The 25,560-nt window shown below is 43.8% G+C and carries 23 protein-coding genes and 1 pseudogene; 10 read left to right on the forward strand and 14 right to left on the reverse strand.

Annotated features, from left to right (window positions below):
• Nucleotides 1-22 precede the first annotated feature (22 nt).
• The 7 genes from pgi (at nucleotide 23) to crcB (ending at nucleotide 9,477) form a co-directional block, all read left to right on the forward strand.
• Nucleotides 23-1,657 carry a glucose-6-phosphate isomerase gene (gene pgi / locus W03_RS02640; RefSeq protein ID WP_244071145.1) on the forward strand — a complete coding sequence of 545 codons (1,635 nt, stop codon included), beginning with the start codon at nucleotides 23-25 and terminating at the stop codon, nucleotides 1,655-1,657.
• 5 nt (nucleotides 1,658-1,662) lie between these two features.
• Nucleotides 1,663-3,144: a glycogen synthase GlgA gene (glgA, locus tag W03_RS02645; RefSeq protein ID WP_244071147.1), complete on the forward strand. Its 1,482-nt coding sequence runs from the start codon at nucleotides 1,663-1,665 to the stop codon at nucleotides 3,142-3,144.
• A 6-nt stretch (nucleotides 3,145-3,150) separates the two neighbouring features.
• On the forward strand, nucleotides 3,151-3,585 hold the full coding sequence (locus tag W03_RS02650; RefSeq protein WP_244071149.1) for a pyrimidine dimer DNA glycosylase/endonuclease V: 435 nt from the start codon (nucleotides 3,151-3,153) through the stop codon (nucleotides 3,583-3,585).
• Between the two features lie 316 nt (nucleotides 3,586-3,901).
• Nucleotides 3,902-5,386, forward strand: coding sequence for a TIGR03032 family protein (locus W03_RS02655; protein WP_244071150.1), 1,485 nt, complete (start codon nucleotides 3,902-3,904; stop codon nucleotides 5,384-5,386).
• Between the two features lie 19 nt (nucleotides 5,387-5,405).
• Complete coding sequence (locus tag W03_RS02660) at nucleotides 5,406-7,940, forward strand: FG-GAP-like repeat-containing protein (RefSeq protein ID WP_244071152.1); 2,535 nt, start codon at nucleotides 5,406-5,408, stop codon at nucleotides 7,938-7,940.
• Between the two features lie 380 nt (nucleotides 7,941-8,320).
• Nucleotides 8,321-8,833 (forward strand): hypothetical protein, encoded by a 513-nt coding sequence (locus W03_RS02665; RefSeq protein ID WP_244071154.1) that lies wholly within the window; start codon nucleotides 8,321-8,323, stop codon nucleotides 8,831-8,833.
• 260 nt (nucleotides 8,834-9,093) lie between these two features.
• Nucleotides 9,094-9,477 carry a fluoride efflux transporter CrcB gene (gene crcB / locus W03_RS02670; RefSeq protein WP_279600082.1) on the forward strand — a complete coding sequence of 128 codons (384 nt, stop codon included), beginning with the start codon at nucleotides 9,094-9,096 and terminating at the stop codon, nucleotides 9,475-9,477.
• Nucleotides 9,478-9,535: 58 nt separating this feature from the next.
• Here the strand turns inward: crcB and W03_RS02675 are convergent, their stop codons facing one another.
• Together W03_RS02675 and W03_RS02680 are read right to left on the reverse strand one after the other, a co-directional pair.
• Nucleotides 9,536-10,981 carry a mannose-1-phosphate guanylyltransferase/mannose-6-phosphate isomerase gene (locus tag W03_RS02675; RefSeq protein WP_244071158.1) on the reverse strand — a complete coding sequence of 482 codons (1,446 nt, stop codon included), beginning with the start codon at nucleotides 10,979-10,981 and terminating at the stop codon, nucleotides 9,536-9,538.
• 51 nt (nucleotides 10,982-11,032) lie between these two features.
• On the reverse strand, nucleotides 11,033-12,049 hold the full coding sequence (locus W03_RS02680) for an NAD(P)-dependent alcohol dehydrogenase (protein ID WP_244071160.1): 1,017 nt from the start codon (nucleotides 12,047-12,049) through the stop codon (nucleotides 11,033-11,035).
• 115 nt (nucleotides 12,050-12,164) lie between these two features.
• On the opposite strand from W03_RS02680, the gene W03_RS02685 reads away from it, so the two are divergent.
• Nucleotides 12,165-12,584 carry a YqaA family protein gene (locus tag W03_RS02685; RefSeq protein WP_244071162.1) on the forward strand — a complete coding sequence of 140 codons (420 nt, stop codon included), beginning with the start codon at nucleotides 12,165-12,167 and terminating at the stop codon, nucleotides 12,582-12,584.
• A 107-nt stretch (nucleotides 12,585-12,691) separates the two neighbouring features.
• Here the strand turns inward: W03_RS02685 and grxD are convergent, their stop codons facing one another.
• The 7 genes from grxD to tadA all read right to left on the reverse strand — a co-directional run bounded on the left by grxD (nucleotide 12,692) and on the right by tadA (nucleotide 17,991).
• Complete coding sequence (gene grxD, locus W03_RS02690) at nucleotides 12,692-12,997, reverse strand: Grx4 family monothiol glutaredoxin (RefSeq protein ID WP_244071164.1); 306 nt, start codon at nucleotides 12,995-12,997, stop codon at nucleotides 12,692-12,694.
• Nucleotides 12,998-13,071: 74 nt separating this feature from the next.
• Complete coding sequence (gene prmC / locus W03_RS02695; RefSeq protein ID WP_244071165.1) at nucleotides 13,072-13,908, reverse strand: peptide chain release factor N(5)-glutamine methyltransferase; 837 nt, start codon at nucleotides 13,906-13,908, stop codon at nucleotides 13,072-13,074.
• A 53-nt stretch (nucleotides 13,909-13,961) separates the two neighbouring features.
• Nucleotides 13,962-15,041: a peptide chain release factor 1 gene (prfA, locus tag W03_RS02700; RefSeq protein ID WP_244071167.1), complete on the reverse strand. Its 1,080-nt coding sequence runs from the start codon at nucleotides 15,039-15,041 to the stop codon at nucleotides 13,962-13,964.
• Entirely contained in the window at nucleotides 15,038-16,294 is a 1,257-nt protein-coding gene (gene hemA / locus W03_RS02705) for a glutamyl-tRNA reductase (RefSeq protein ID WP_244071169.1), read from the reverse strand. Before hemA ends, prfA begins: the two co-directional genes overlap by 4 nt.
• 117 nt (nucleotides 16,295-16,411) lie before the next feature.
• A complete protein-coding gene (locus tag W03_RS02710) occupies nucleotides 16,412-16,885 on the reverse strand; it encodes a CreA family protein (RefSeq protein ID WP_375792722.1) in 474 nt (157 codons plus the stop codon).
• Between the two features lie 151 nt (nucleotides 16,886-17,036).
• Complete coding sequence (locus W03_RS02715; RefSeq protein WP_244071173.1) at nucleotides 17,037-17,516, reverse strand: L,D-transpeptidase; 480 nt, start codon at nucleotides 17,514-17,516, stop codon at nucleotides 17,037-17,039.
• A complete protein-coding gene (gene tadA, locus W03_RS02720) occupies nucleotides 17,500-17,991 on the reverse strand; it encodes a tRNA adenosine(34) deaminase TadA (RefSeq protein ID WP_279599992.1) in 492 nt (163 codons plus the stop codon). The genes W03_RS02715 and tadA overlap by 17 nt, the downstream gene beginning before the upstream one ends.
• A 116-nt stretch (nucleotides 17,992-18,107) precedes the next feature.
• On the opposite strand from tadA, the gene prmB reads away from it, so the two are divergent.
• Entirely contained in the window at nucleotides 18,108-19,013 is a 906-nt protein-coding gene (prmB, locus tag W03_RS02725; RefSeq protein ID WP_244071175.1) for a 50S ribosomal protein L3 N(5)-glutamine methyltransferase, read from the forward strand.
• Here prmB and rluB read toward each other — a convergent pair.
• The 4 genes from rluB to W03_RS02740 form a co-directional block, all read right to left on the reverse strand.
• Nucleotides 18,989-19,894: a 23S rRNA pseudouridine(2605) synthase RluB gene (gene rluB / locus W03_RS02730; RefSeq protein ID WP_244071177.1), complete on the reverse strand. Its 906-nt coding sequence runs from the start codon at nucleotides 19,892-19,894 to the stop codon at nucleotides 18,989-18,991. The genes prmB and rluB overlap by 25 nt on opposite strands.
• 86 nt (nucleotides 19,895-19,980) lie before the next feature.
• A complete protein-coding gene (hrpA, locus tag W03_RS02735) occupies nucleotides 19,981-23,745 on the reverse strand; it encodes an ATP-dependent RNA helicase HrpA (RefSeq protein WP_244071180.1) in 3,765 nt (1,254 codons plus the stop codon).
• Between the two features lie 60 nt (nucleotides 23,746-23,805).
• On the reverse strand, nucleotides 23,806-23,988 hold the full coding sequence (locus W03_RS13500) for a phage integrase N-terminal SAM-like domain-containing protein (RefSeq protein WP_375792706.1): 183 nt from the start codon (nucleotides 23,986-23,988) through the stop codon (nucleotides 23,806-23,808).
• Between the two features lie 47 nt (nucleotides 23,989-24,035).
• Nucleotides 24,036-24,689 (reverse strand): IS1595 family transposase, encoded by a 654-nt coding sequence (locus W03_RS02740; protein ID WP_244071182.1) that lies wholly within the window; start codon nucleotides 24,687-24,689, stop codon nucleotides 24,036-24,038.
• 174 nt (nucleotides 24,690-24,863) lie between these two features.
• Between W03_RS02740 and W03_RS02745 the strand changes: the two genes are divergently transcribed.
• The gene (locus W03_RS02745; RefSeq protein ID WP_244071184.1) at nucleotides 24,864-25,367 is read left to right on the forward strand and encodes a GNAT family N-acetyltransferase; all 504 of its coding nucleotides are present in this window, start codon (nucleotides 24,864-24,866) and stop codon (nucleotides 25,365-25,367) included.
• Between the two features lie 34 nt (nucleotides 25,368-25,401).
• Here the strand turns inward: W03_RS02745 and W03_RS02750 are convergent.
• Nucleotides 25,402-25,536 (reverse strand): annotated as a pseudogene (locus W03_RS02750) (IS3 family transposase); the annotation flags it as partial.
• Nucleotides 25,537-25,560: the final 24 nt, after the last annotated feature.

Genomic DNA, 25,560 nt, shown 5'->3' on the forward strand with positions numbered 1-25,560 from the left:
ACTAGAAAATATCATTAACGGTATGTCATCACTAACACACTCACCCGCTTGGCTTGCATTGCAAAGTCAGCAGAAAATAATGGCACCGCTGCATTTGCGCGATTTATTTCAAAAGAACCCGCAACGTTTTAATGAGTTATCGCTACAGTTTGACAGTATTTTGTTGGATTATTCCAAACAATTAATTGATCATGAAACAGTTCGACTGCTTATTAATTTGGCTAATCAGCAACAGCTTTCCAATTGGATAACCCGCATGTTTTCAGGCGACAAAATCAACTCAACAGAACATCGTGCTGCGCTGCATATTGCCTTACGTGGGCAAAGCCCGGTTGAGATTGATGGCACGAATGTTATGCCGGAAGTGGAACGCGTTTTAAAGCAAATGGAAAAGTTGGTTTCTGAGGTACAAAATGGCCAGCGGGTTGGTTACTCTGGAAAAACTTTCACGGATATTGTTAATATCGGTATCGGCGGATCGGACTTGGGGCCGGTCATGGTGACGGAAGCGCTGAAGCCGTATCGTTTGCCAGGCATTACGCCTCATTTCATTTCGAATATTGACGGTACTCAGCTTGCCGATGTGTTGCAACACCTTGACCCAGCCTCGACATTATTTGTTGTTGCTTCAAAAACGTTTACCACGCTTGAAACCATTACCAATGCATGCTCAGCCAGGCAATGGTTTTTATCAAAAGGCGGTAGCGAAAAAGACATTGCTAAGCATTTTGTTGCGGTATCGACTAATCGATCCGCAGTGGAGAATTTTGGTATTAATCCTGACAATATGTTTGAATTTTGGGATTGGGTAGGTGGGCGTTATTCTTTATGGTCAGCCATAGGTCTACCGATAGCTTTAGCGGTAGGGATGGATCATTTTTATGAATTATTAGCCGGTGCGCATGAAATGGATCAACACTTCGCCACCGCGCCATTCGATAAAAATCTACCTGTCATGTTGGCACTCGTGGGGATCTGGCAAGTCAATTTTCTTGGTATTGCAGCACATGCCATTCTGCCTTATGACCAATCAATGCACCGCTTTCCTGCGTATTTGCAGCAGTTAGAAATGGAAAGTAATGGTAAACGTGTTACACGCGATGGAGAAGTCGTTGATTATGCTACCGGTGCGATTGTCTGGGGAGAGCCAGGAACTAACGGACAACATGCTTTTTACCAATTATTGCATCAAGGCACTCAAGCCGTTTCAGCCGATTTTCTCGCGCCTTGTCAAAGCCATCATTTGATCGGTCTTCATCACCGTATGCTGTTGGCTAATTTCTTTGCTCAAACAGAAGCGTTGATGACTGGGAAAAATACACAAGAAGTGCGTACTGAGCTTGAAGCGCAAGGCATGGATAAAGAAGCCATTGCACAGTTGTTACCGCACAAGATTTTTCCAGGTAATCGCTTTACCACTTCGATTTTATTCAAAAAATTGGATCCTCGCACATTAGGTGCATTGATTGCGCTGTATGAACATAAAGTATTTGTGCAAAGTGTTATTTGGAATATCAATCCCTTTGATCAATGGGGTGTTGAACTGGGTAAACAACTGGCTGGAAAAATCCTGTCTGAACTTGAGCAAAACATTCCAGTCGTATTGCATGATGCTTCCACAAATGGCCTAATCAATTTTTTCAAAACCAATCAGTAGTATTTATGATACGTACACAGAAGTTACGGGTTCTTTTTATTACATCGGAAATTTATCCTGTTTGTAAAACGGGCGGCTTAGGTGACGTCAGTGCTGCTTTGCCAATGGCACTACAGCACTTGCAAACGGATATCAAAATACTGCTACCCGGTTATTCATCCGTTTTAAAAGGTGTTAAATACAAGAAGGTCGTGCATGAATTCAATGATCTGCAGCACTTTCCAGTGGCTACTCTACTATCGGGAAAACTTGCTTTGAGCAAGACTGAATCCCTATCAGTATTTGTCATTGATTGCCCAGGATTGTATGTACGTGAAGGTGGTCCTTATTTGGATGCACAGGACCGTGACTGGCCGGATAACTCACTCCGTTTTGGCTTATTATCAAAAATCGGTGCAATTTTGTCGAGTGACGCTAGCCCACTTAAATGGCAACCGGACATCGCGCATTGTAATGATTGGCCTAGCGGTTTAACACCCGCTTATTTGCATTTTCATTCTGGCCGTAAAGCTGCAACTGTGATGACGATCCATAATCTGGCTTTTCAAGGCGTTTTTGCGCCCGGAACGGTTATTCAACTCGGATTGCCGCCATCCAGCTTTAACGTGGAGGGTGTCGAATATTACGGTAACTTATCTTTTCTTAAGGCTGGTATTTACTATGCTGAGCATATCACCACAGTCAGCCCGAATTATGCTCAAGAAATCCAGGGTGAATCACTGGGTTTTGGGATGCAAGGTTTGCTTGCATCGCGCAATGACAAGCTAACCGGTATTGTGAATGGTATTGATACCGAGAAATGGAATCCTGAAACGGATGCCTATTTGGCAAAGCCTTATAACGGTGAGAAGCTATCGGGTAAGGCATTGAATAAAAAGGAGCTGCAGCAGCGCATGGGGCTGGATATAGATAGCGACATTCCCCTTTTGGGTGTTATCAGTCGTTTAAGTTACCAGAAAGGTACTGACTTACTGATTCAGATCGCTCCAGAACTGGTAAAGCTACCTGCTCAGCTCGTCATTCTCGGTAGTAGTCACGCAGAGCTGGAAAAACAACTCGTACCCTTGGCAAAAATGTATCCAAGCGCAATTGCTGTCCAAATTGGTTTTGACGAAGCTTTATCGCATTTAATCGAAGCTGGCGCGGATTGCTTTTTGATGCCCTCGCGCTTTGAGCCCTGTGGTTTGAATCAAATGTATAGCCAACGCTATGGCACGCTGCCTATCGTCCATGCAACGGGTGGTTTGTTAGATACGGTTGTTAACTACACGCCTAGCTCGTTAACCAAAGGCACTGCCAGTGGTTTCCTGTTTCATCCCATTACTGCGGATGGCCTATTAAAAGCGATTCAATCCGCGATTAACACTTATCAAGATAAAAAAACCTGGTATAAATTGCAGAGAAATGCCATGTCCAAAGATTTTAGCTGGCAGACCAGCGCTACGGCCTATCAAGAGATTTATCGATCGCTCATTCATGCAGCTTAGAAATTCATGCGTTTATGGACGATTCATCCAAGATATCTCGATGCTAAAGGCCTCGTTGCTTTGTGGCGTGAAGCATTATTAGCTCAGGCGGTTATTAGTGGTCTCACGAAAGGCTACAAATATCATCCACAACTCAATCGCTTTTACAGTCACGAGTCACCGCGATCTGCTATCAATGTATACCTCTTCCATATTCACGCAGAATCAGTGCAGCGTGGCTATCATTTCGATCCATCGAAATTTGAGCAAATTTCAACCACGACCAAGCTAATTCACGCGACTACTGGCCAATTGAACTATGAATGGCAGCACCTGCTTGCTAAGCTAGAAGTTCGCTCTCCTGAGGTATATCAAACCTGGGCAAAACTAGATAGACCGGAAGCACATCCGCTTTTTCAACTTAAATCAGGTGCAATTGCAGATTGGGAAATTGTAAATTAGCGTGATTTGCAATTTTTGGATTTGATGAATCGAAAGTAAAGCATCGTTGTAAAAATTCCCCTCCCCTTAGGATTCGAAAAATCGCCCGCTAAAGTGTCGGGATCTATTGGCTTGCAGCAATGATATTTATCCCGATTGCTAGGATACTTTTCCTTCTAAAACAAGAAAACTTTGGGACATTATCTTTAAGTAATTCACTGAGATAAGCATTACTATATAGAGAACGGAGGAATCTAAAGATTATTCCAGAAATGAATATCAGCGTTTAAAGAAAAGCCGATAGCACCGCTAAAATTAAAACTTTTATATTAAAATCTTGAACGATAAGCTATTGAACCAACAAAAGACTTCTAGTGCCCAACCTGCTGTGACCATGCATGGTTCTGAAGGTCTTTATCAATGGTTGCATAGCGAACAGATTAGTTTTGCTTTTACGACCTACCAAACCAACCGGTTGTTTCTAGTCGGACGAAAAGAGAACGGGCATTTGGCGGTTAACGAGCGTTTGTTTGATAAGCCGATGGGCTTGTATGCAAGCGATGAAAGTCTCTATATGGCAACGCGCTACCAGATTTGGCAACTGGAAAATCGCTTGGGACAAGACGAGCAGTATCAAGCGTGTGATCGACTATATGTACCCAATCGGTCTTACACCACGGGTGACTTGAACATTCACGATGTCGTCGTCGACAAAAAACATCAAGTATTATTTATCAATACGGATTTCAGTTGCTTGGCTACGTTGCAAGCTGGGTTTAGTTTTGTTCCCGTCTGGAAGCCACCCTTTATATCCAAGCTTGTGGCTGAAGATCGTTGTCATTTAAATGGCTTGGCCATGCGAGAAGGCGAGCCTACCTATATTACGGCATGTAGCGCGACAGACGAAGCAGCGGGCTGGCGTAACTATCGCACGAGTGGCGGCATCGTGATGCATATTCCGAGCAATGAAATAATAGCTACGGGTTTATCCATGCCACATTCACCGCGCTGGTATCAGGGCAAGCTATGGTTGCTCAATTCCGGTACCGGTGAATTGGGTTATTTGGATAAAGACGAATTTATACCTGTGACATTTTGTCCAGGCTTCGTGCGAGGTTTGGCATTCTGGAAAAACTACGCCTTGGTGGGATTATCAAAACTACGTTCCAAAGCTTTTTCAGGCTTACCTTTGGAAATGCGACTTGTAGAGACGAATATGCCGGCTCAATGCGCCTTGAGCATTATTGATTTGAACACGGGTAACCCGATACACGCATTACATATTGAGGGGGTAGTCGAAGAATTATTCGATGTGGTGGTGTTGCCGGATGTTCGTCAGCCACGGATGTTGGGTTTTCAGGATGATGATATCGAGCGTTTGATTTCATTTCCTGGCTCAGGAGGATTGATAACCACCAAGCCTACTGTTAGCCGACCCAGCTTGAGCCGCTCTTTTCAGGTAGCGGGCTTGCCACGTGTTCCGGAAACGGAGAATTCAGAAGACCTTGCGGTTAAATATCAGAAGATTTGCAATTTAACCCCAGAGAATCTTTTGCCTTATGAAGCAATGACCCATCCGAGTTTACAAGGTCGCTGGCAAAGCTTGCGGCAGCGCGGTGAATTATTTGGCGTATCTGCATCCATCGATGGTCAAATGATTGGACTGGCGATCGCGGAACGTTGGCAGGAAAATGAACAATCGCATATTGAATTATTGTCATCGTATGTTGTACCCGCTTATCGCCACCAGCCCATCGAAAAGAAATTACATCAACATTTGCGGCGTGCGGTTGATCATATAACAATTCATAAAAATACTTAGCATTTCTTGGAGAATGATTATGCCAGATCCTGTTTTTACCTTAGCTTCCGCTAGCCTTTTTGGTTTGGGAGGCGTGCGTGGTAGCCCCACATTGATTGATATCGATGGTGATAAGGATTTGGATATTTTTATAGGGACGGCCGATGGTAGTACAGCGTTTTTCCGAAATACTGGAACAATCAATAATCCAATTTTTTCAACTCATTCTATCAATCCTTTTGGTTTGAGCGATGTAGGCAGTCCAACTTCTTTTGTAGATATCGATGGCGATGGGGATCTGGATGCTTTTTTGGGTACTGGAGGAACTTATTTTGTGCCATCTGACCAACCCATAAGCCTTGGCGGCGACACGTTATTTTTTAGAAACATAGGAACAAGTCGTAACCCCGAGTTTGCTCCAGCGATCACGAATCCTTTTGGCCTGAGCAATGTTGGTTTTGGGGCTGATCCTACTTTTGTAGATATCGACGGTGATAAAGATCTGGATGCTTTTATTGGTACTGGATACTTTGGTGGTAACACGCTGTTTTTTAGAAACACGGGAACTGTTAGCAATCCAGTGTTTGCTGCTCCTGTAATCAATCCATTTGGTTTGATTAGTTTGGGTTATTATGCCAGTCCCACCTTCGCCGATATTGACAACGATGGGGATCTAGATGCCCTTCTGGGGGAAGGGAGCGGCAATACTGTTTTTCAAAGAAATATAGGATCAAAAAGTGCCCCAATATTTGCTGCTGCGAGTTTCAATTCATTGGACTTGATTGATGTGGGCGACGACGCTGAACCGACCTTTGTTGATATTGACAACGATGGTGATCAGGATGCTTTTATAGGTAACAGATCGGGCGATCTAATGTTTTTTAGAAACACGGGAACCGCCGGCAATCCAATTTTTGCGGTTCCTGTTGTCGATCCATTTAATTTAAGCAATGTAGGCAGTGTCGCCGATCCTTCCTTTGTGGATATAGACGACGATGGAGATCCAGATGTTTTTGTGGGCAGCAGTGATAATGTGCTGTTTTTTAGAAATATAGGAACTGCTAGCAATCCGGTCTTTTCCTCTCCCGAAGCAGATCCTTTTGGTTTATATAGTGCAGGAAGTTATTATGGAAATAATCCTGCTTTCGCAGATATCGACGGCGATGGGGATTCGGATGCTCTTTTAGGAAATTTCTTTTATAAAAATACGGGAACGGCTAGTAATCCAGTCTTTGTCGGTGAATATGATCAGTTTGGTTTGGGTATCACGGGTTATGATGTTAATTTCACTCTGGTAGACATAGAAGGTGATGGTGATTTTGATCTATTTGCTGGATATGGGTATAGAGGGTATCTCTCCACAGTTTTTTTTGAAAATATCGGGACTGCCAGCGAGCCACACTTTGACAGAAATGCTCCTCTTCCTAATGGTTTAAGTTTCTTTGGTATCAATGGGGCTTCCTTTGTCGATATTGACAACGATGGTGATTTAGATGCTTTCCAAGGCAATTGGAATGGCAATACGGTATTTCAAAGGAATATAGGTACCCTGCATAATCCAAGATTTGCTCCTGCCGATAATGCTTTGGGTTTGATCGATGTAGGATACAGGGCTCAGCCGGCTCTGGGAGATATCGATGGCGATGGCGATCTGGATGCTTTCGTGAGTAATAGCTCTGGCGATACACAATTTTTTGTTAACAATGGCCTCTTGCTGGTGAGTACCGCAGGAAATAATACGTTAACGGGCACACCTTCCAATAACGATACAGCTAGCTATGCCGCTGCTACCAAATCGGTTACAGTTTCCTTGCTGGTTAATACGCAGCAGAATACAATCGGTGCCGGTTTGGATACACTAATCAGCATTGAAAACCTGACGGGTAGCGCATTTAATGACAATCTAACAGGCAATGCACTCAATAATGTTTTGGATGGAAGAGCTGGTAATGACACTCTAAGGGGATGGTCTGGTGCGGATACCATGATTGGTGGTTTGGGTAATGATAGTTATTTTGTTGAAAATGCGAAAGACGTTGTTACCGAGAAAATCAACGAAGGAACGGACATTGTCAGTAGTAACGTTACTTACACGTTGTCCGCTAATGTGGAAAATCTTACCCTAATCGGTGTTGCTGCGATTGATGGTACTGGTAACAACCTGAAAAATACCATTACTGGGAATGACGCCGCGAATCAACTCAATGGTGGTGCTGGCAATGATACCCTAGATGGCGGCTTAGGTGCCGATAGGCTAACAGGTGGGACAGGGAATGATATTTTTAAATTCACGACAAAAGGCCAACTTGACAAAATTACTGACTATAACGTAACCAATGACACCATCCAATTAGAAAATGCCGTGTTTAAATCACTCATGGTAACCGGTACGTTAGCTGCCAGCCAGTTTAGAATCGGTGTAAAAGCTTTAGATGCGAATGACTTCATTATTTACAATAAAGCTACTGGTGCATTACTATACGATGCCGATGGTAGCGGTAGCAGTGCCGCGATACCGATTGCCACAGTTGACATAGGTTTGAATATGACCCATGCGGATATTGTAGTAATCTAGAAAGCAGGTAGTCTGACACATAAGCTTTTCATTTCAGTGCGCCATGCAATTCGATAGCTTGAAAATACCCTTTTCTCCAACCAAGGATATCAAAATGATCATCAGAGCGTTGATTATGAAATATAATTATTAGGATACGGTTGAGTGAATTCGGGTGAATCGGGATTCACAATATTCCTGGATATGAAGACCGTCCAGCGAAGGAGTTCTTTGTACTTTCATTACTGGTCGAGATACGTAATTAGATAGATTCATATGATAAATTTTCGAGGTGTAGTCATGAAACTTTGCATGCGGAAATTCTTACTTGCAAGTACGCTATTAGTTTATGGGATATCTTCACAAGCGGATACCGTTAAATTCTCTGCGCTTGCGAAGTATTGATTTCACAAACTTCAGTTAGGGGTGAGTTTGGAAAGTTCGATAAAGTCATTCTCGATCATAATGTCATCATCAATGAGCAGGATCATTTCAAAACTGGAGATATTTTTGTGGGATTCCGGCGTAAAAGTCAACCTGATATGATATGGTTAACTGATGGTGACGAATGGGTAAATGCCAACAATGACAATACTACACCTAAGAACTATCCTGTCATTCTGCCAAATGGTGATGGCACGCTCCAGCCTGTCATGCCCATTACGCTCTCTCGTGAACCTATTGACGTTAGTGCATTCGTTGGAGATGGTGAAGTATGGGTCGGTTATGGCTTAAAAGAAGCAGGTGCCTCGGAAAAATCATATGTGGATATGATAAGTAACCGCCGGTTCAGTAAAATATGGGACATTACTGGTTTGACTCCTGCTTCAGGACTGCCAGGTGATTTACCGATAATTTGCTTAACCGCAACTGAAATGAAGGCCTTTGTTCTTACTCTGGATCATGATTTTTAAGATAAATTTGAACGAAAAATTGATCATTTCGACCTAAATATTTACCATTATCAAGTTTAAACCGTGATTTGAAATCGCTACAAAAACTACTCTAACTATCGCTCAATCAAACCTGGTTATTGTATGATCGAGGCCTTTGCAAAACTCCATTTCCTGAAATTTTATATCAATAAAAACAGTAACCTGAAGATGCATCAAAGGGCTTTTGCAAAGGTCTCTGATCATGTTTAAACTTCTAACCAAAACGTAAGGGTAAATTTATTTTTAATTCGATATTAGCAATTTGTATGGGGGCATCTCTTGGCGCTGTTTTGAGATGGCTACTGGGAGTTTCGCTCAATGCATTTTTTCCAACCATTCCACTCGGGACACTGGTGGCGAATCTTATTGGCGGCTATTTGATAGGCGTGGCACTCGCCGTATTTGCGCATCATCCTGATTTCGCGCCCGAGTGGCGCTTGTTTGTAATTACCGGATTTCTGGGTGCGCTAACTACGTTTTCCTCTTTCTCCGCTGAAGTCACCGCGTTGATTCAAGAAGGACGCATACTTTGGGCTGTTGGCGCAATCAGCGTTCATGTGATCGGTTCGTTAGTGATGACAATGTTGGGACTGGCGACAGTTTCTGCGATCAAAGCCGTCTGATTCTTGACTATGGCAATGAACCGGCAGTAAAGCGCGTTTTCTCATTGACGAATTTCCGTCAAATGGTTCGACCGTAGGAGTCCTCGAGGCGGACGATGTCATCTTCTCCGAGATAGGCGCCGGATTGTACTTCGATCAGATGCAGCGGGATTTTTCCTGGATTTTCGAGACGGTGCGGTTTTCCGAAAGGAATATAGGTCGATTGATTTTCAGCAAACAGCATCGCTTTATCTTCCACAATGACTTTCGCGGTTCCACTGACTACGACCCAGTGCTCGGCACGATGGAAGTGCATTTGCAGCGATAGCTTTTCACCGGGTTTTACCATGATTCGCTTGACCTGGAAGCGTTCACCTTTGTCGATTCCCTCGTACCATCCCCAAGGGCGATGAATGCGTAGATGATCCAAATGCTCTTTGCGGTGATTGGAGCCAATGTGTTGTACTGCAGATTTAAGTTGATCCGTTTTGCTTTTGTGCATGACCAATACTGCATCGGCAGTTTCTACCACGATGACATCTTCCAGTCCAATGACGGATACTAAGCGATTCTCTGCACGGATATAGCTGCGGTGTGTATCCAAAATGAGCGTATCGCCGCTGGAAAAATTGCCGTTTTTATCCTTGGGCGATATGCGCCATAATGAATCCCATGAACCAACATCGCTCCATCCGAATTCTGCTGGTATGACGACAGCGTGATCGGTGCTTTGCATAATTGCGTAATCGATAGATTCGGCGGGGCAGGCGGCAAAAATTTCTCGGTCTGGGCGAACGAAATCCAAGTCGGCGGTGCGTTGTTGCCACGCTTGTTTAGCCGTTGTATAGATATCGGGTCGGTGCCGCTGCAATTGCAGTAAGTAATTACCCGCAGTAAAAACAAACATGCCACTGTTCCACAAATAACCACCTTGCTGTAAATAGGTTTGTGCTTCTTCGAATTGTGGCTTTTCACAAAAAGATTGGATTTGATAAAACGATGGCTGTGTTGGTTCAGTTAGCTCTATATGATCGCCTATTTTGATGTAACCATAGCCTGTTTCAGGAGAATTTGGCGATATACCGAATGTAACCAGATAGCCATGTTGTGCTGCTGCTATTGCTGTTTCGACGGCTTGAGCAAAATTTTCTTGATCGTCAATGACATGATCTGCTGGCAATACCAGCATGATTGCATCGTTGTTCGTTTGTGCAAGATGGAATGCAGCTAATGCGATTGCTGGGGCAGTATTGCGACCTACTGATTCAAGATAAATGGCTTCCGGTTTGACTGCAATAACTTCGCATTGCTCGCGAATTAAAAAACGGTGTTCGTTGTTGCATACGATAATCGGTGCCTGAGCATACGGTAATGCCATGGAACGGTGAAGCGTAACCTGGAGCATTGTTTTTTTATCGACAAGCGGTAATAGTTGCTTGGGATAATTGGCACGAGAGAGCGGCCATAAACGACTGCCGCTTCCACCAGAGAGAATCACAGGATAGAGCGTGTTGGCATTTTTCATGAGGAATTTTTGTACATCTGAATTGATTTCACAAATGGGAATGAACGTACATCAAGCGAAGTCTGCTTGTAATACAATGCGGTATCGCGCTTTGCCAGCTTGTAAATGTGCCAATGCTTCGTTGACTTGACTCAACAGAAAAAATTCCACTTGAGGCGCGATTTGATGCCGGGCTGCGAATGCCAGCATAGTGGAAAGCGCAGCTGGGCTTCCGGTGGGTGAGCCAGAAACACTTTTTTGTCCGAAAATAAGATTGATTGCCGGAATAGCCATGGGCTCCAAAACTGCCCCGACAACGTGTAAGCGTCCATTGGGCCTAAGTGTATTCAATAAACCCGTCCAATCCATCGGTACGTTCACGGTAACAATCAATAGATCCAATGAAGAAGCTATCTTTGTGAGTGCATCGTGATCTTGAGTCGAGACGACGTGATGCGCGCCTAGCGCTTTTGCTTCGTTTTTTTTGGATGCGGTGGAAGTAAAAGCCGTTACCTCACAGCCCCAAGCTTTTGAGAATTTGATGCCCATGTGGCCTAATCCACCGATTCCAACAATGCCGACATGATGCGTGGGTTTAATACCAAATGTTAGAAGAGGGGAGAACACCGTAATTCCGCCACATAATAGCGGTCCTGCGGTTGCAGTATCCAACGTGTCTGGTAAAGGAATTACCCATATCCAATGCGCCCTCACTCGTTCGGCGAATCCGCCGTGATGGCTAACAATCGTTGGTTGCGCGCTTAAACAAAGATTATGATTTCCTTCGATACATTCGTGACAGTGCATGCAACTACCGGCGTTCCAGCCAATTCCTACCTTTTGACCCAACTGTAGGCCTTTGACATTCGATCCTAGTAGGGTAATTCGTCCCACTATTTCATGGCCTGGAACAACAGGATATTGCGATAGGCCCCAGTCATTATTGATCATGGATAAATCAGAGTGACATAAGCCGCAATATTCGACCGTAATTTCAACTTCATCTACCCCTAATGCCCCTGGATTAAATACAAAAGGTTCTAGTTTCTGCTTGGGACCTTTACTGGCCCACGCCCGAATTTCAGCCATTTCATCTCCTCCGAGTTTTCGGTAATTTTACCATTGTGTAAAAAATTACTATTACATAATTTCGCAGTATCGATAATTCCCGTTAATATCACGGTTTTAAAATTTGATCACACGAATGGATGAACAAACAAGCCTGATTGCGCTTTTTACCAGTAGTTTCCTTGCAGCTACCTTGCTTCCAGGGGGCTCTGAAGCGGTATTGGTTAGCGTGTTATTGGCATATCCAGAGCTACACTGGCAGGCGCTTGTTTTAGCGACCATTGGCAATACACTAGGAGGAATGAGTTCCTATTTGATTGGCCGTTTTTTACCGAGTGAACAAGCAATGCATGAGAAAATTGGGAAAAATACTCGCGGATTGCGATGGATCAATCAATATGGCGCGCCCATTCTACTGCTATCTTGGGCTCCACTCATTGGAGATATACTCTGTGTTGCTGCTGGATGGTTACGGATTAATTGGCTGAGTGCAGCAATATTTATGGCGATTGGTAAATTCCTGCGTTATTGGGTAATAGCAACAGCAATTCATTAAAAATCTCAATCGAAAAAATCAACCGACTTTAAATATCGAGTACTGCCTGATGATCTAGCTACTTGGTCAAATCAATGAACCAAATCACCAGGCTGATTCAATCGTTTTTATTCAAATAATTTTTGCAATTCGCCGGACTGATACATTTCCGATACGATGTCTGAACCGCCAATAAATTCGCCATTTATATATAACTGGGGTATTGTAGGCCAATTGGAAAAGTCTTTAATGCCTTGCCTGATTTCAGGGTCATCTAAGACATTCACAGAAAAGATATTGTCAACACCACAAGTTTTTAGAATTTTCACTGCATTAGCAGAAAAACCACATTGTGGCTGTTCTAATGTACCTTTCATGTAGAGTACGACTGGATGCGTGCTAATTTGCTGCTCAATTAAATCTTCAACATTCATAGTGTTAATTTCTCCAAAAAATTTTGTTTTAGTAACCGCGTAGTCGATCAATCAATCAACTGCATCGGGCTATTTTAGCTGGATGCGCTGAATTGTCCACCGCTTACTCGCATTATGCCAGCCAAGTCAGGGTAAGAACAAATCTTAGTAAAATTTCCTCTTTTCAACAATTGCTTACATTTATTTGCTTGATCGTATCCATGCTCCAATAACAACCATCCACTTTTTTCGAGATATTGAGGTGCTGCTTGAATAATGTGATTAATGCAATTCATTCCAGAGTGACCCGCAGATAATGCAAGCTTTGGTTCAAATCGCAAGTCTCCTTGTTGTAAATGTGGGTCACTTTCGGCAACATATGGTGGATTCGTTACAATCAGATCAAATTTTTCATTAGAAAGTTCAGAAAACCAATTTCCTATGACTAAGCGAACATTGCTTACCTGTAGATTCTTAGTATTCCAATCTGCGATGGAAATCGCATCAGCGGATAGATCAACAGCAGTGACTTGAGATAAGGTGCGGTGTTTTGCAATTGTGATTGCAATCGCGCCGCTACCAGTTCCTAAATCAAGAATTCTGCAAGCACGATCGGCTGGGATTAAGTTTAGTGCTAAATCTACCAGTAATTCGGTTTCCGGGCGAGGAATCAATACAGCATCGGATACTTTAAACACATTATCATAAAATTCGCGTTGTCCGATCAAGTAAGCAATTGGAATACCTGTCGAGCGTTGCAAAACGCAATGAAGGAAACGGTTTGTTTGTGCTGTTGTCAGGGTTTGATCTGAATGTGTCAGCAGAAAAGTAGGGTTAACCGCTAAAATATGTTGTAACAGCAAATGCGCATCGATCTTGTCGATATGCTGATAGGCTTGAAGTAAAACTTGCTCAATCGTTAAAGCAGACATGGTCAAACGGTTGTAAGCAAAATAGCTGTGTTACTACATGCGAGATGAATGGGTTATTCTTGTACTGAAGCAGCCAATAGCTCAGCTTGGTGTTCAGCGACTAAAGCGGAGCATAATTCATCGATATCACCATCCATAATATGATCCATTTTGTACAACGTCAGATTGATGCGGTGATCGGTCACGCGTCCTTGTGGAAAATTATAAGTGCGAATTCTTTCTGATCGCTCTCCGGTGCCTACCAAAGATTTCCGGGTAGCGGCTTGTTCTGCATGTTGTTCGCGCATTTGCTTATCGTGGATGCGGGCGGCCAAGACACTCAAAGCTTGTGCTTTATTCTTGTGTTGCGAGCGACCGTCCTGGCATTCCACTACGATCCCTGTCGGTAAATGTGTTACCCGCACAGCCGAGTCGGTTTTATTAATGTGCTGTCCTCCCGCGCCTGAAGCGCGAAAGGTATCGATGCGTAATTCTGCTGGATTCAAAGTTACTTCGCTGACTTCATCTGCTTCAGGCATGACTGCAACTGTACATGTTGAAGTGTGAACGCGACCTTGCGTCTCTGTCACGGGAACACGTTGCACGCGGTGACCGCCTGATTCAAATTTAAGCCGTGAATAAGCACCTTGGCCATTGATTTTTGCGATAATTTCTTTGTATCCCCCTATATCCGAAAGGCTTTGCGAAATGATCTCGACTTGCCAGCCGCGACGTTCGGCATAACGCGAATACATCCGAAATAAATTCGCAGCAAACAGCGCTGACTCGTCTCCTCCCGTACCGGCGCGTATTTCGAGAAAAATATTGCGATCATCATTCGGGTCTTTGGGAAGTAATTGCTTTTGAATCTCCACTTCAAGGCGAGCTAAATTTTCTTTACTTGCTTGTATTTCTGCTTCAGCAAAATCACGCATCTCTAAATCGGCATGCATTTCTTTTGCAGTTTGCATATCGTGCTCGGTTTGTTGAAATGCGCGATAGAGCTCTACAATGGGTACGATTTCAGCGTGTTCGCGTGTCAGTTTGCGATAATTATTCAGATCTGCTGTGGCTGATTCACTGCTAAGCAAATGATTTAATTCTTCCAGGCGGACACTCAATCGAGTGAGCCTATCGGTGATGTTCTTATTCATTGTGGGCGATGCAGTTGATATAATCGATTGACCAAGTCGACCAATTCATCTTGTTCATCAGTGGATGCGTGATTGAGTGTGCTGGAGGGCACATGCAAGAATTTATTTGCGAGGCTGTTACTTAATGATTCAATAACTTTCTTTGGATCTTCGCCCTTTTCCAATAGTTTGTGCGCTTTAGCCAGTTCATGCCGACGGTAGCGCTCCCCTTGATCGCGTAGTGCGCGAATGGTGGGAACCATTTCCCGAGTTGCCATCCAACGCATAAAATCCACTACGTTAGAGTCAATAATGGTTTCAGCTTGCGCGACTGCATTTTGGCGCGAATCAAGTCCTTCTTTGACAATCTCTGCTAAATCATCGACATAGTACAAAAATACGTCGTCGAGTTCGGCAACTTCCGATTCGACGTCGCGCGGAACTGCCAAGTCGACTATAAATAGAGGGCGATGTTTACGAATTTTTAGCGCACGTTCAACCATACCTTTTCCTAGGATAGGTAATGGGCTTGCAGTACACGTGACAACGATATCATGATGTGCAAGTTGTTCTGGAAGATCGCTTAAAGTAATGGCTTTTGCATTGCTAAAACGGCCAGCGAGGATTTCCGCTCGTTCTACAGTACGGTTGGCAACGGTAATATGACGTGGATTACGAGCTCCAAAATGATTTGCGCATAGTTCGATCATTTCTCCGGCACCGATAAACAAAACACTTTGTTCACCGATATCGCCAAAAATACGCTCTGCTAAACGGGCCGCTGCTGCTGCCATGGAAACTGAGCTGGCGCCGATTTCGGTGGAAGTGCGCACTTCTTTGGCGACGTAAAAAGTACGTTGGAACAATTTATGTAGCATGAGCCCGAGCGTTCCAGCGTGTTCAGCGGATTTCACTGCGTTTTTCAACTGACCGAGAATTTGCGGTTCGCCTAACACCATTGAATCCAGTCCGCTGGCAACACGAAAAGCATGTTTGACAGCTTGCTCACGTGACAATTTGTACAGATAAGGATCAAGTTGACGTGTAGGCAAATGATGAAAATCTGCCAGCCATGTCATGGCATCTTCAGGTTTATCGGTACAGCAATAAATTTCAGTGCGATTGCAGGTCGAAACAATTGCTGCTTCTTTAACTGGATCACGCCCAACTAAATCATGCAGCGCATGCTCCATGGTATTTTCAGGAAAGCTCACTTGCTCGCGCACGTCAAGCGGCGCAGTATTATGATTTATCCCAAAAGCAAATAACTGCATAAATATAGTAATTACTTAGCAAACACTTACAAAGGAAGCGCCATTATAAACAAGTTATAAAATTCTAAAATAGTTGTTGACGCATCTTTTGATCCTGATTTTGTACCAAGCTGCGCATCAATTACTATTCCAGGTATTCACCGGGATAATTGAAATGCTGTTTTTGGGAGATCCATCAATAATCTTATCGCTGTATGTTAGATAAATCAGTACGTTTCTTTTTGCATCATAGAAACGTACAACTTGCATGGTTTTAAACAATAATGAAGTGTGTTTTTTAAAAACTTCGTCACCATCTAAATCACCATTCTTAATTTTTTCTGATAGTGTAATAGGACCAATCTGGCGACACGATATCGATGCATCGGATGAGTCTTCTGCTACTCCCACCATGCCACTGACTCCTCCTGTTTTTGCACGACTCAGATAGCAAGTCGCACCGGGAACATCTGGATCATCAAAAGCTTCGATTACAATTTTGTCGTTGGCGCCCAACATTTTAAATTTGGTAGACACGCTACCGATTTGATCAGCCCAAAGTAAATGTGGCATTAGTAGTGCAATCATCGATAACAAAAGAATGCGCATCATTTTGTAGGCGTCGTTATTGGTCTTTACCATTTCAATTCTCTCCTGATCTATCAAAATGCGATATTCGTTTAGCCGGATGGATATTATACTTTTTTTAAAACAAAACTTGATGACAATATCGACAATACGAATTACCGCAAAAACAGTTACTCTATGCGAGGATATTTACGACAGTGCCCGTATCAACTCGATCAAACAACTCCAATATATCATTATTTCTCATTCGGATACATCCAATCGAACCCGGCTTACCCATTTCTGCGGTATCCGGGCTACCATGAATATAAATATAGCGGCGCATGGTATCGACTGTTCCTAGACGATTAAAACCCGGCTCGCAACCTGATAGCCAAAAAATACGCGTCAGAATCCAATCTCGTTTAGGGAATTGCTCAGCCAATTCCGTACTGTAAATTTCTCCGGTTGGTCGGCGTTTGATAAAAACAGTATTGATCGGTTGCTTGTCGCCGATTTTGGCGCGGATAATGTGTCGCCCTAGAGGTGTACAGAAACTTCCGTACTGTTGCCCTGTGCCTTTTATGGCTGATGAAATAAGATATTGTTTGATGATTTTTCCATTGACATCAAACAAATCGAGTCGTTGATTTGCGATACTAATATCTATTCTCATGATGGCATCGTTCGGAAGTACTCCGACGTTGTACAAAAAAATCCTTTAACAATGTGCTTGCTTCAGATGCCAGAATTCCTCCAGTGACTTGTAAGTGGTGGTTTAATCTGGATTCCAAGGGTAAATTAATAACACTGCCACAAGCACCTGTTTTAGGATCTGCTGCAGCATATACCAAACGCTTGAGGCGTGCATGAAAAATGGCGCCAATGCACATCGTACACGGCTCCAAGGTAACGTACAACGTGCATTCGGATAATCGATAATTACCTATCGTGTTTCCGGCTGCGCGAATCGCTATGATTTCGGCATGTGCGGTTGGGTCATGGCTCTGGATCGGATGATTGAATCCATAACCGATGACGATCTGGTTCTGTACCACAACTGCACCGACGGGAACTTCGTCGATACTCCTTGCCCGTTGTGCTTGTTCCAATGCATGATGCATAAAGAAGCAATCGTTTTTAGTTTCCAAAAATTATCTCAATGATGAAAAAAGTGATACCGGATGTTATCGTTCGTTGATTCTGTGCTACATTGCAGCGCAATTGATAAGTCTCGATTTCCAATAATAGTAGTACGAATTCTACAATGACTTTCCAGACACCATCACAATTTGAAACTATCCGTGATCTATTGCGGTTTGCGACCACTCAGTTTAATAAAGCTGGCTTATGCTTTGGTCACGGCTCTTCTAATGCTTTCGACGAAGCTGCTTATCTGATTCTAAAAACACTATCATTGCCGCTGGATCAGCTAGAACCATTTCTGGATGCACACTTATTGGATAGGGAGCGCGATCAAGTTCTAAATGTTATTGATCGACGTATCAACGATCGAGTCCCCGCAGCATATATCACGAATGAAGCTTGGTTAGGTGAATATAGCTTCTACGTGGATGAACGCGTGATTGTACCACGCTCTTTTATTGCTGAATTATTGCAAACACAGCTTGCTCCATGGATCACCGAACCGGAGCAAATCATACGTGGATTGGATTTGTGTACCGGTTCCGGTTGTCTGGCGATTTTAATGGCGCTGTATTTTGAAAACGCGCAAATCGATGCTGTCGATATTTCTAAACCGGCACTGGAGGTCGCTTATAAAAATGTTTCTCACTATGGTTTAGAAAAAAGAATCCACTTGATTGAATCCGATTTATTCTTGTCTTTAGAAAATAAACGATATGATTTAATCATTAGTAATCCGCCCTATGTGAATGCGCAATCCATGTCTCAATTGCCTCGGGAATATCAATATGAACCACAGAATGCCTTGTCTAGTGGTATTGATGGATTGGATGCGACACGAAAAATTCTCAAGTATGCTGCGCGGCATTTGACGGATCGAGGATTGCTCATCGTTGAAGTTGGCCATAATCGCGAGGTGATAGAGACGGTTTATCCAAATATACCATTCCACTGGCTTGAAACCAGCGCAGGTAACGAGTTTGTATTTCTATTGCAGCGCGATCAACTGCTTGACAGTGATGCGTGATGATTGCCGATTAAATCCAATAGGCGTTTTGTTTTCTTTTCATCCAATTCAAGCCACTGACCGCGCTTAATTCTCGGCGGTAGATTCAATGGACCAAAGCGTACGCGAATCAAACGGCTGACTGTCAATCCGATTGCTTCAAACATGCGGCGTACTTCGCGATTCTTGCCTTCTTTAAGAATGGCGCGATACCAATGATTTGCGCCTTCGCCACCCTGATCGGCCAAGTAGGTGAACGCTGCATTTCCATCGGATAAGGCAACGCCTGTCGTGAGTTGCGTCATTTGCGCATCGGTCAGTTCACCGAGTATCCGCACGGCATACTCACGCTCCATTTCAAAACGAGGATGCATCAAACGGTTAGCCAATGTGCCATCGTCAGTAAAAATCAACAATCCACTGGTATTGAAGTCGAGTCGGCCAATCGCGATCCATTTCGAAGAACGCAAATGCGGTAATTTGTCGAAAACTGAAGGACGTCCCTGAGGATCCTTGTAACTTACAATTTCACCTTCGGGTTTGTGATAGAGCAGCACCCTCGGAAGTTCTTCCGGTGCATTCATTCGAATGACGCGCTTGCCAATGCGAATCACGTCAGCAGGTCCGGCGCGATCTCCTAGTGCGGCAACTTCGCCATTGAGCGTGACTTTTCCGGCAGCGATCAATTCTTCCATTTCACGTCGCGATCCTAACCCTCTGTGCGCTAATAATTTTTGTAGCTTAAAGGTTGCAGTGGTCTGGGCTGGTTTTTCTAAATTTTGTGCCGGGTTTTTAGATATTTGCGTTCTAGGTTGCCTGGATTCGGGTGTCCCGCTGATCGCTTTGAATCGATCGGTTTTTTGACGTGGGGATCTGAGTGGTGTTTTCTTTTTAGTTGGCATTGATTTGAGAGGCGTTGTAACGCTTCATTCTTTAAAATTACTCATAAGGTATATTTCTGCTCTGATCGAATAAAATTGTTATTTAATCATGTTTGTATGTTTTCCCATAGCTTCTTTAAGCGTTTGGACGATATCGGTTGTGGCGTTTTTAATTCTTGCGCAAATAGCGATATACGCAGTTCCTCGATTTGCCAACGAAATTCTTCCAAATGTTCATTTTTAATAAGAGAGGGTGGTTTTTCCGCCAAATACTTGCAATATTTCTGCCAAAAAACACTAACTTCTTGGCGATTCCGCATATCCCGCTCAGGATTGCTTGCAAACTTCTCTAAGCGTAACTTGATTCCTTTCAAATAACGTGGAAGGTGCAACAATCTTTTCCATGGAATTGCGCCGAGGAATCCTGTAAAAATTAATTGCTCCAATTGCTCGTGCAGTTCATGTTGTACATCGTGATTACGTTGTTCGGCCAATTGTAGATGGACGTGCTGGTATTCTGTGCCTATTTGTTGCAGTAATTGAGTGAGCTGCGCGGTGGCGTCCGGTAAGCGTTGTTTCGCTCGTTGTTTTTGTGCATGGAATTCATTTTCACTGCGTGGCAGCGGATCATCCGCCAATAGAGCGCGGTCCAGAATAGCATTGAATAGATCTTGTTTCAAATCGCCAGGGTTCATTCGGTTGGAGAATTGCATTGCAGCCAGCTTGAGTCCGGGTATATTTTTTTCCAATTGTTTGATTTGTTCTTTCAATGCCAGACAAAGTAAGCGTTTCACGCCAGCGCGCATCAGATCATCCGCAGCTGATGCGGTATCAAGTATGCGAATCGCTACGCTGTCGCCGCAATCAACCAGAGTAGGGTAGCCTTCAAAGGATTGGCCATGACGAATAAAAGTTATTGTGATCGGTAACTCGGCAAAATCCCATTGCGCGATAGAGTCGCGCTCGATGGGATGTTTTTCACTTTTATTTGTGGCTGCGAAAGTTGCTTGTGCTTGTTGTCCAAACTGCTGTTGCAATTCGATCAAATTACGGCTCATCATCAATTCTTTATTCGAGTCGTCGACTACTTGTATGTTCATCGACAGATGTAGCGGTATGGTTTCAGTCTTCCACGTTTCGGAGGGTATTGCGATGGTGGTTTTACACAAAATAAATTGACTCATAGCATCTTGTAGTAACGCGGGTGATTCTGCATGATTCAAATTTTCCAGAAATGCTGTCACTGATTCTGGCAAAGGTACCAGCATACGTCGAATCGGTTTAGGTAACGACTTGAAATACCAAGTTACTTTCTCGCGAATTAACCCAGGAACCAGATAATCTAATTGCTTTGCGTCAAGACGATTGAGTAACGGTAGCGGAACAACGACTGTTACGCCATCCAAAACATGACCAGGGTCAAAACGGTATGTGAGGGGCAGTTGATTGCCATCTGGCAGTAATAAGTGCTCGGGGAACTGTACTTCGGTGATACGGTCGGCGTCATGACGCATAAGCATTTCACGTTGTAGATACAGTATCTGTGGATTCACCGATTCAGCTTGTTTGCGCCATTTCTCAAATGCGCCGCCATTCACGATATGTTGCGGAATGATTGCATCATAAAAAGCGAAAATCTGTTGCTCATCGACCAGTACATCCTGTCGCCGCGCTTTATGTTCCAGTTCTTCGATTTCGTGTACTAACGTTTGATTGTGGATAAAGAATGCCGCCTGCGTAAGATATTCTCCGGCTACCAAGGCGGCGCGGATAAAGATTTCACGGGCTTCTATGCGATTGATTGTTCCATAATGTACCGGACGTTTTGGAACGATCATCAGACCATACAATGTCATCCTTTCGTATGCCATGACCTGGGCTTGTTTTTTCTCCCAGTGTGGATCGAAGTAATGGCGCTTACATAGATTACCCGCAATTCTTTCGAGCCAGTTCGGATCGATTTGCGCCACACAACGTGCATACAGTTTAGTGGTTTCAATCAATTCCGCAGCGACAACCCATTTGGTTTTACCCTTTTTCAATGTCGAGCCAGGAAAAATTGCAAACTTAATCCCGCGCGCACCGAGATACTCACCTTCTTTTTCGGTTTTAAATCCAATATTGCCGAGTAATCCCGCGAGTAAGGCGCGATGAATTTCATCGTAACTCGCTGTAATGGCGCTTGGTTTTAAGCCCATTTCGCTGATCAGTACTTGCAATTGACCGTGAATTTCCCGCCATTCGCGTAAGCGGCGGTAGGATAAAAATAGATCATGGCACTGTGCAATCAGTTTCCGAGTGGATTTTTTGTGTTTAACCTGTTCATCAAAAAAATCCCATAATTTAAGATACGACATGAAATCCGAACGCTCATCGACAAAACGGCGTTGCGCTTGATCGGCCGCAGCTTGGTGATCAAAAGGACGATCGCGCGGATCTTGGAGACTTAATGCTGAGGCGATAATCAAAATCTCACGTAAACAATTTTCCTGTTTAGCGGCAAGAATCATGCGCGCAATCCGTGGATCCATCGGAAACTTCGCTAAACGCCAACCAATTGCCGTCAATCCTTTGTTTTCATCGACTGCACCGAGTTCTGCGAGCAGTTGGTAGCCATCACCAATCATGCGTGGCGATGGCGGTTCAAGAAATGGGAAATTTTCTACGTCACCGATTTTCAGCGATTTCATGCGTAAAATTACTGCGGCCAGAGAAGAGCGCAAAATTTCCGGATCCGTATATTCACTGCGCGCATGGAAGTCGTTTTCGGAATAAAGCCGTATGCAAACACCTTGCGCAACCCGACCGCAGCGACCCGCACGCTGGTTTGCGGAAGCTTGTGAAATTTTTTCTACCAGTAACTGCTCAACTTTATTGCGATAACTGTAGCGATTGATGCGTGCTAGGCCGGTATCAATCACATAATGAATCCCCGGAACGGTGAGTGATGTTTCGGCTACATTGGTAGCCAGCACAATGCGGCGGGTGTTGCCTGTCGGTTGAAAGACTTTTTCCTGCTCCGCAACCGATAAGCGCGCGAACAGCGGTAGAATATCAATACGGACGAGGCCCGGGCGACTGTGATCATAATGATGTTTGCGTAAGGCTTCCGCAGTTTCGCGGATTTCTCGTTCACCCGGTAGAAAAATCAAAATATCCCCTGGACCTCTGCCGATCAACTCATCTATTGCCGATAAAATGGCTAATTGCAGATCGCTGCTTTCTTCATCATCCGCAGACAAAGGGCGGTAACAAATTTCCACGGGATACAATCGTCCAGTGACTTCTATCACCGGTGCATGATCAAAATGCTTTGAGAAACGTTCGGCATCAATCGTCGCTGAAGTGACAATCAGTTTTAAATCGGGCCGTTTCGGTAATAGCTGACTGAGATAGCCGAGCAGAAAATCAATATTGAGGCTGCGTTCGTGCGCTTCGTCAATAATTAACGTATCGTAAGCTTGTAGCAGCGGATCACTTTGTGTTTCAGCGAGCAAAATGCCATCGGTCATCAGCTTGATATAGGAATCAGTACTGACCTTATCGGTAAATCGTATTTTATAGCCGACTGCCTGGCCCAACGGACTGTTTAATTCACTGGCAATGCGCGCAGCTACGGTGCGCGCCGCAATTCGGCGCGGTTGCGTGTGCCCGATCAATCCTTTTACGCCACGTTTGAGTTCCAGGCAAATCTTCGGAAGTTGTGTGGTTTTACCCGAGCCTGTTTCACCGCAAATGATCACGACCTGATGATGATCGATCGCTTCCATGATTTCTTCCCGTCGGGCATGGACAGGCAGATCGCCGGTATAGATTGGGCTTGGCAAATGCGCAAGCCGCCTCGTGATCGCATCGGAAGAAAATTTTCTCATAGAAATGCTGCAAAATCAGATCATTGGTCACTCAAGACCATTTCGAATGATCTTTACAAATTATCCAGGGGATCGATAACGCCTGATTCTGATAGTGTAGGACACATGAAGCTCATTGGCCAGATGAGTCAAAAATCCTTCCACTTCAACCGCTCTCCTATCAGCCGGATCATACTTGTCATTAAACGCAATATGGTGTTTAATCCATGAAATGTAAGTCTTTTTCGTGCTTTTCTGAGTCATTGACTATTGATTAACATACATAAATCATGGGGCTGTAGTAGATCAGCTTAAATTTGAGTCCAATTTTTCAATATTTTTAGTTGATGTTTAGGTGTTCCATAGTTGAATCTAAATTCACATTCTTTAAGAAAAGATGGAAATGACTCTTTGGGAATTCCATTGTATTTTCTTAAAACACGTTTGGCCTGATTCCAAAAATTCTCAATCCCATTAATGTGATTCTTGCCTTGCGCAAATAACGTGGAATGATTAATCCGTTCATGGTAGAAGTGGCTCACATCAAGCGCATTGTAACTGCGATAACAATCTGTATAAACTACGCTGTCAGGTGCTATTTTTCTGGTTATCAGCGGCATAAGTGTTTCTGATTTAGTGTCGCCTACAACTTTTGTGTATACCTTACCACCACGCTTCAATATGCCGAACACAGCCACCTTACCAGCAGCTCCACGGCCACGTTTACCTTTACGAACGCCACCGAAATAGCTCTCATCCAACTCCACTATACCATCAAAGATTTCGTGAGATTCCCGCTCCAGATGATAAGCAATAACTTCACGTATTTTACGATAAAACAACGCGGCGCTATTGGGTTGTATTCCGAGTATATTGGCTGCTGATCTTGCTGTAACTTCCAGCACAAAAAATTCCAGTAACCTTAACTGTATTTTCCTTAATAATCTACAATGACTTATCTTCATTTGATTAGCTTAACATCTAAGCTAATCTACTACAGCCCCTAAATCATTATTATCATAATGATAATTGCCAACAAACAAGATTGTACGACATTATCTGACAGGTTATCGGATAAAATGTCTTGTACGTTACGTTGGGCGGCTGCCTTCATCTCGTCCGCGGATAGGTCAAACCCTATGTACAGAATTTCCATCGCCTCTTCTGCTGATGTTGAGCCAATCACCACCTTATTACAAGCCAACTCAGTGGAACGAGGTGGCTCGCTTACCGGCCATTTCTCCAACACTTGGGTTCACTCCATGGTTGAATCTGGCATGCCCATAGTCGTTGCATATCGCGGCAGCTATCTTGCAGGCGTCCTATTTAGTGCAGCTATGGATGCACCCTCCCAGTCTCCAGCAGTCATTGCAATGCGAGAGACTTGGTCCGGACAAACTGGCGCTTATATTTATGGCCCTGTTTGCGTCGCTCCCACCGAGCGTGGCCAGGGTTTGCTAGTGAAAATGTACGCGTCACTCGTCGATCAACTACCTAACCGTGAGGCTGTGTTGTTTATTCGTCAAGACAACATTGCCTCTATTCGTGCCCATAAATCTTTAGGAATGCACCAAGTCGCTCAATTCCGATTTGACGACAATGAATACCTTATTTTCAGCGATTCAAAGCTTCCACCCGCCTAACTGAGATGTGCTATCAAAAATGGAGTCCATGTGTTTAAGCAGCGAGTAGATTTGCATAGTACTGCTGCGAAAATTGCACACGCGATAAATAGCCCAATTTTTCTTGCTTACGCTGTCTGTTATAGAATATTTCGATATATTTGGTAATCTCGGCAATGGCTTGTTGGCGTGCTTTGAGCCACAACAGTTATTC

It is taken from the genome of Nitrosomonas sp. PY1, from assembly GCF_022836435.1.
Classification (GTDB): Bacteria; Pseudomonadota; Gammaproteobacteria; order Burkholderiales; family Nitrosomonadaceae; genus Nitrosomonas.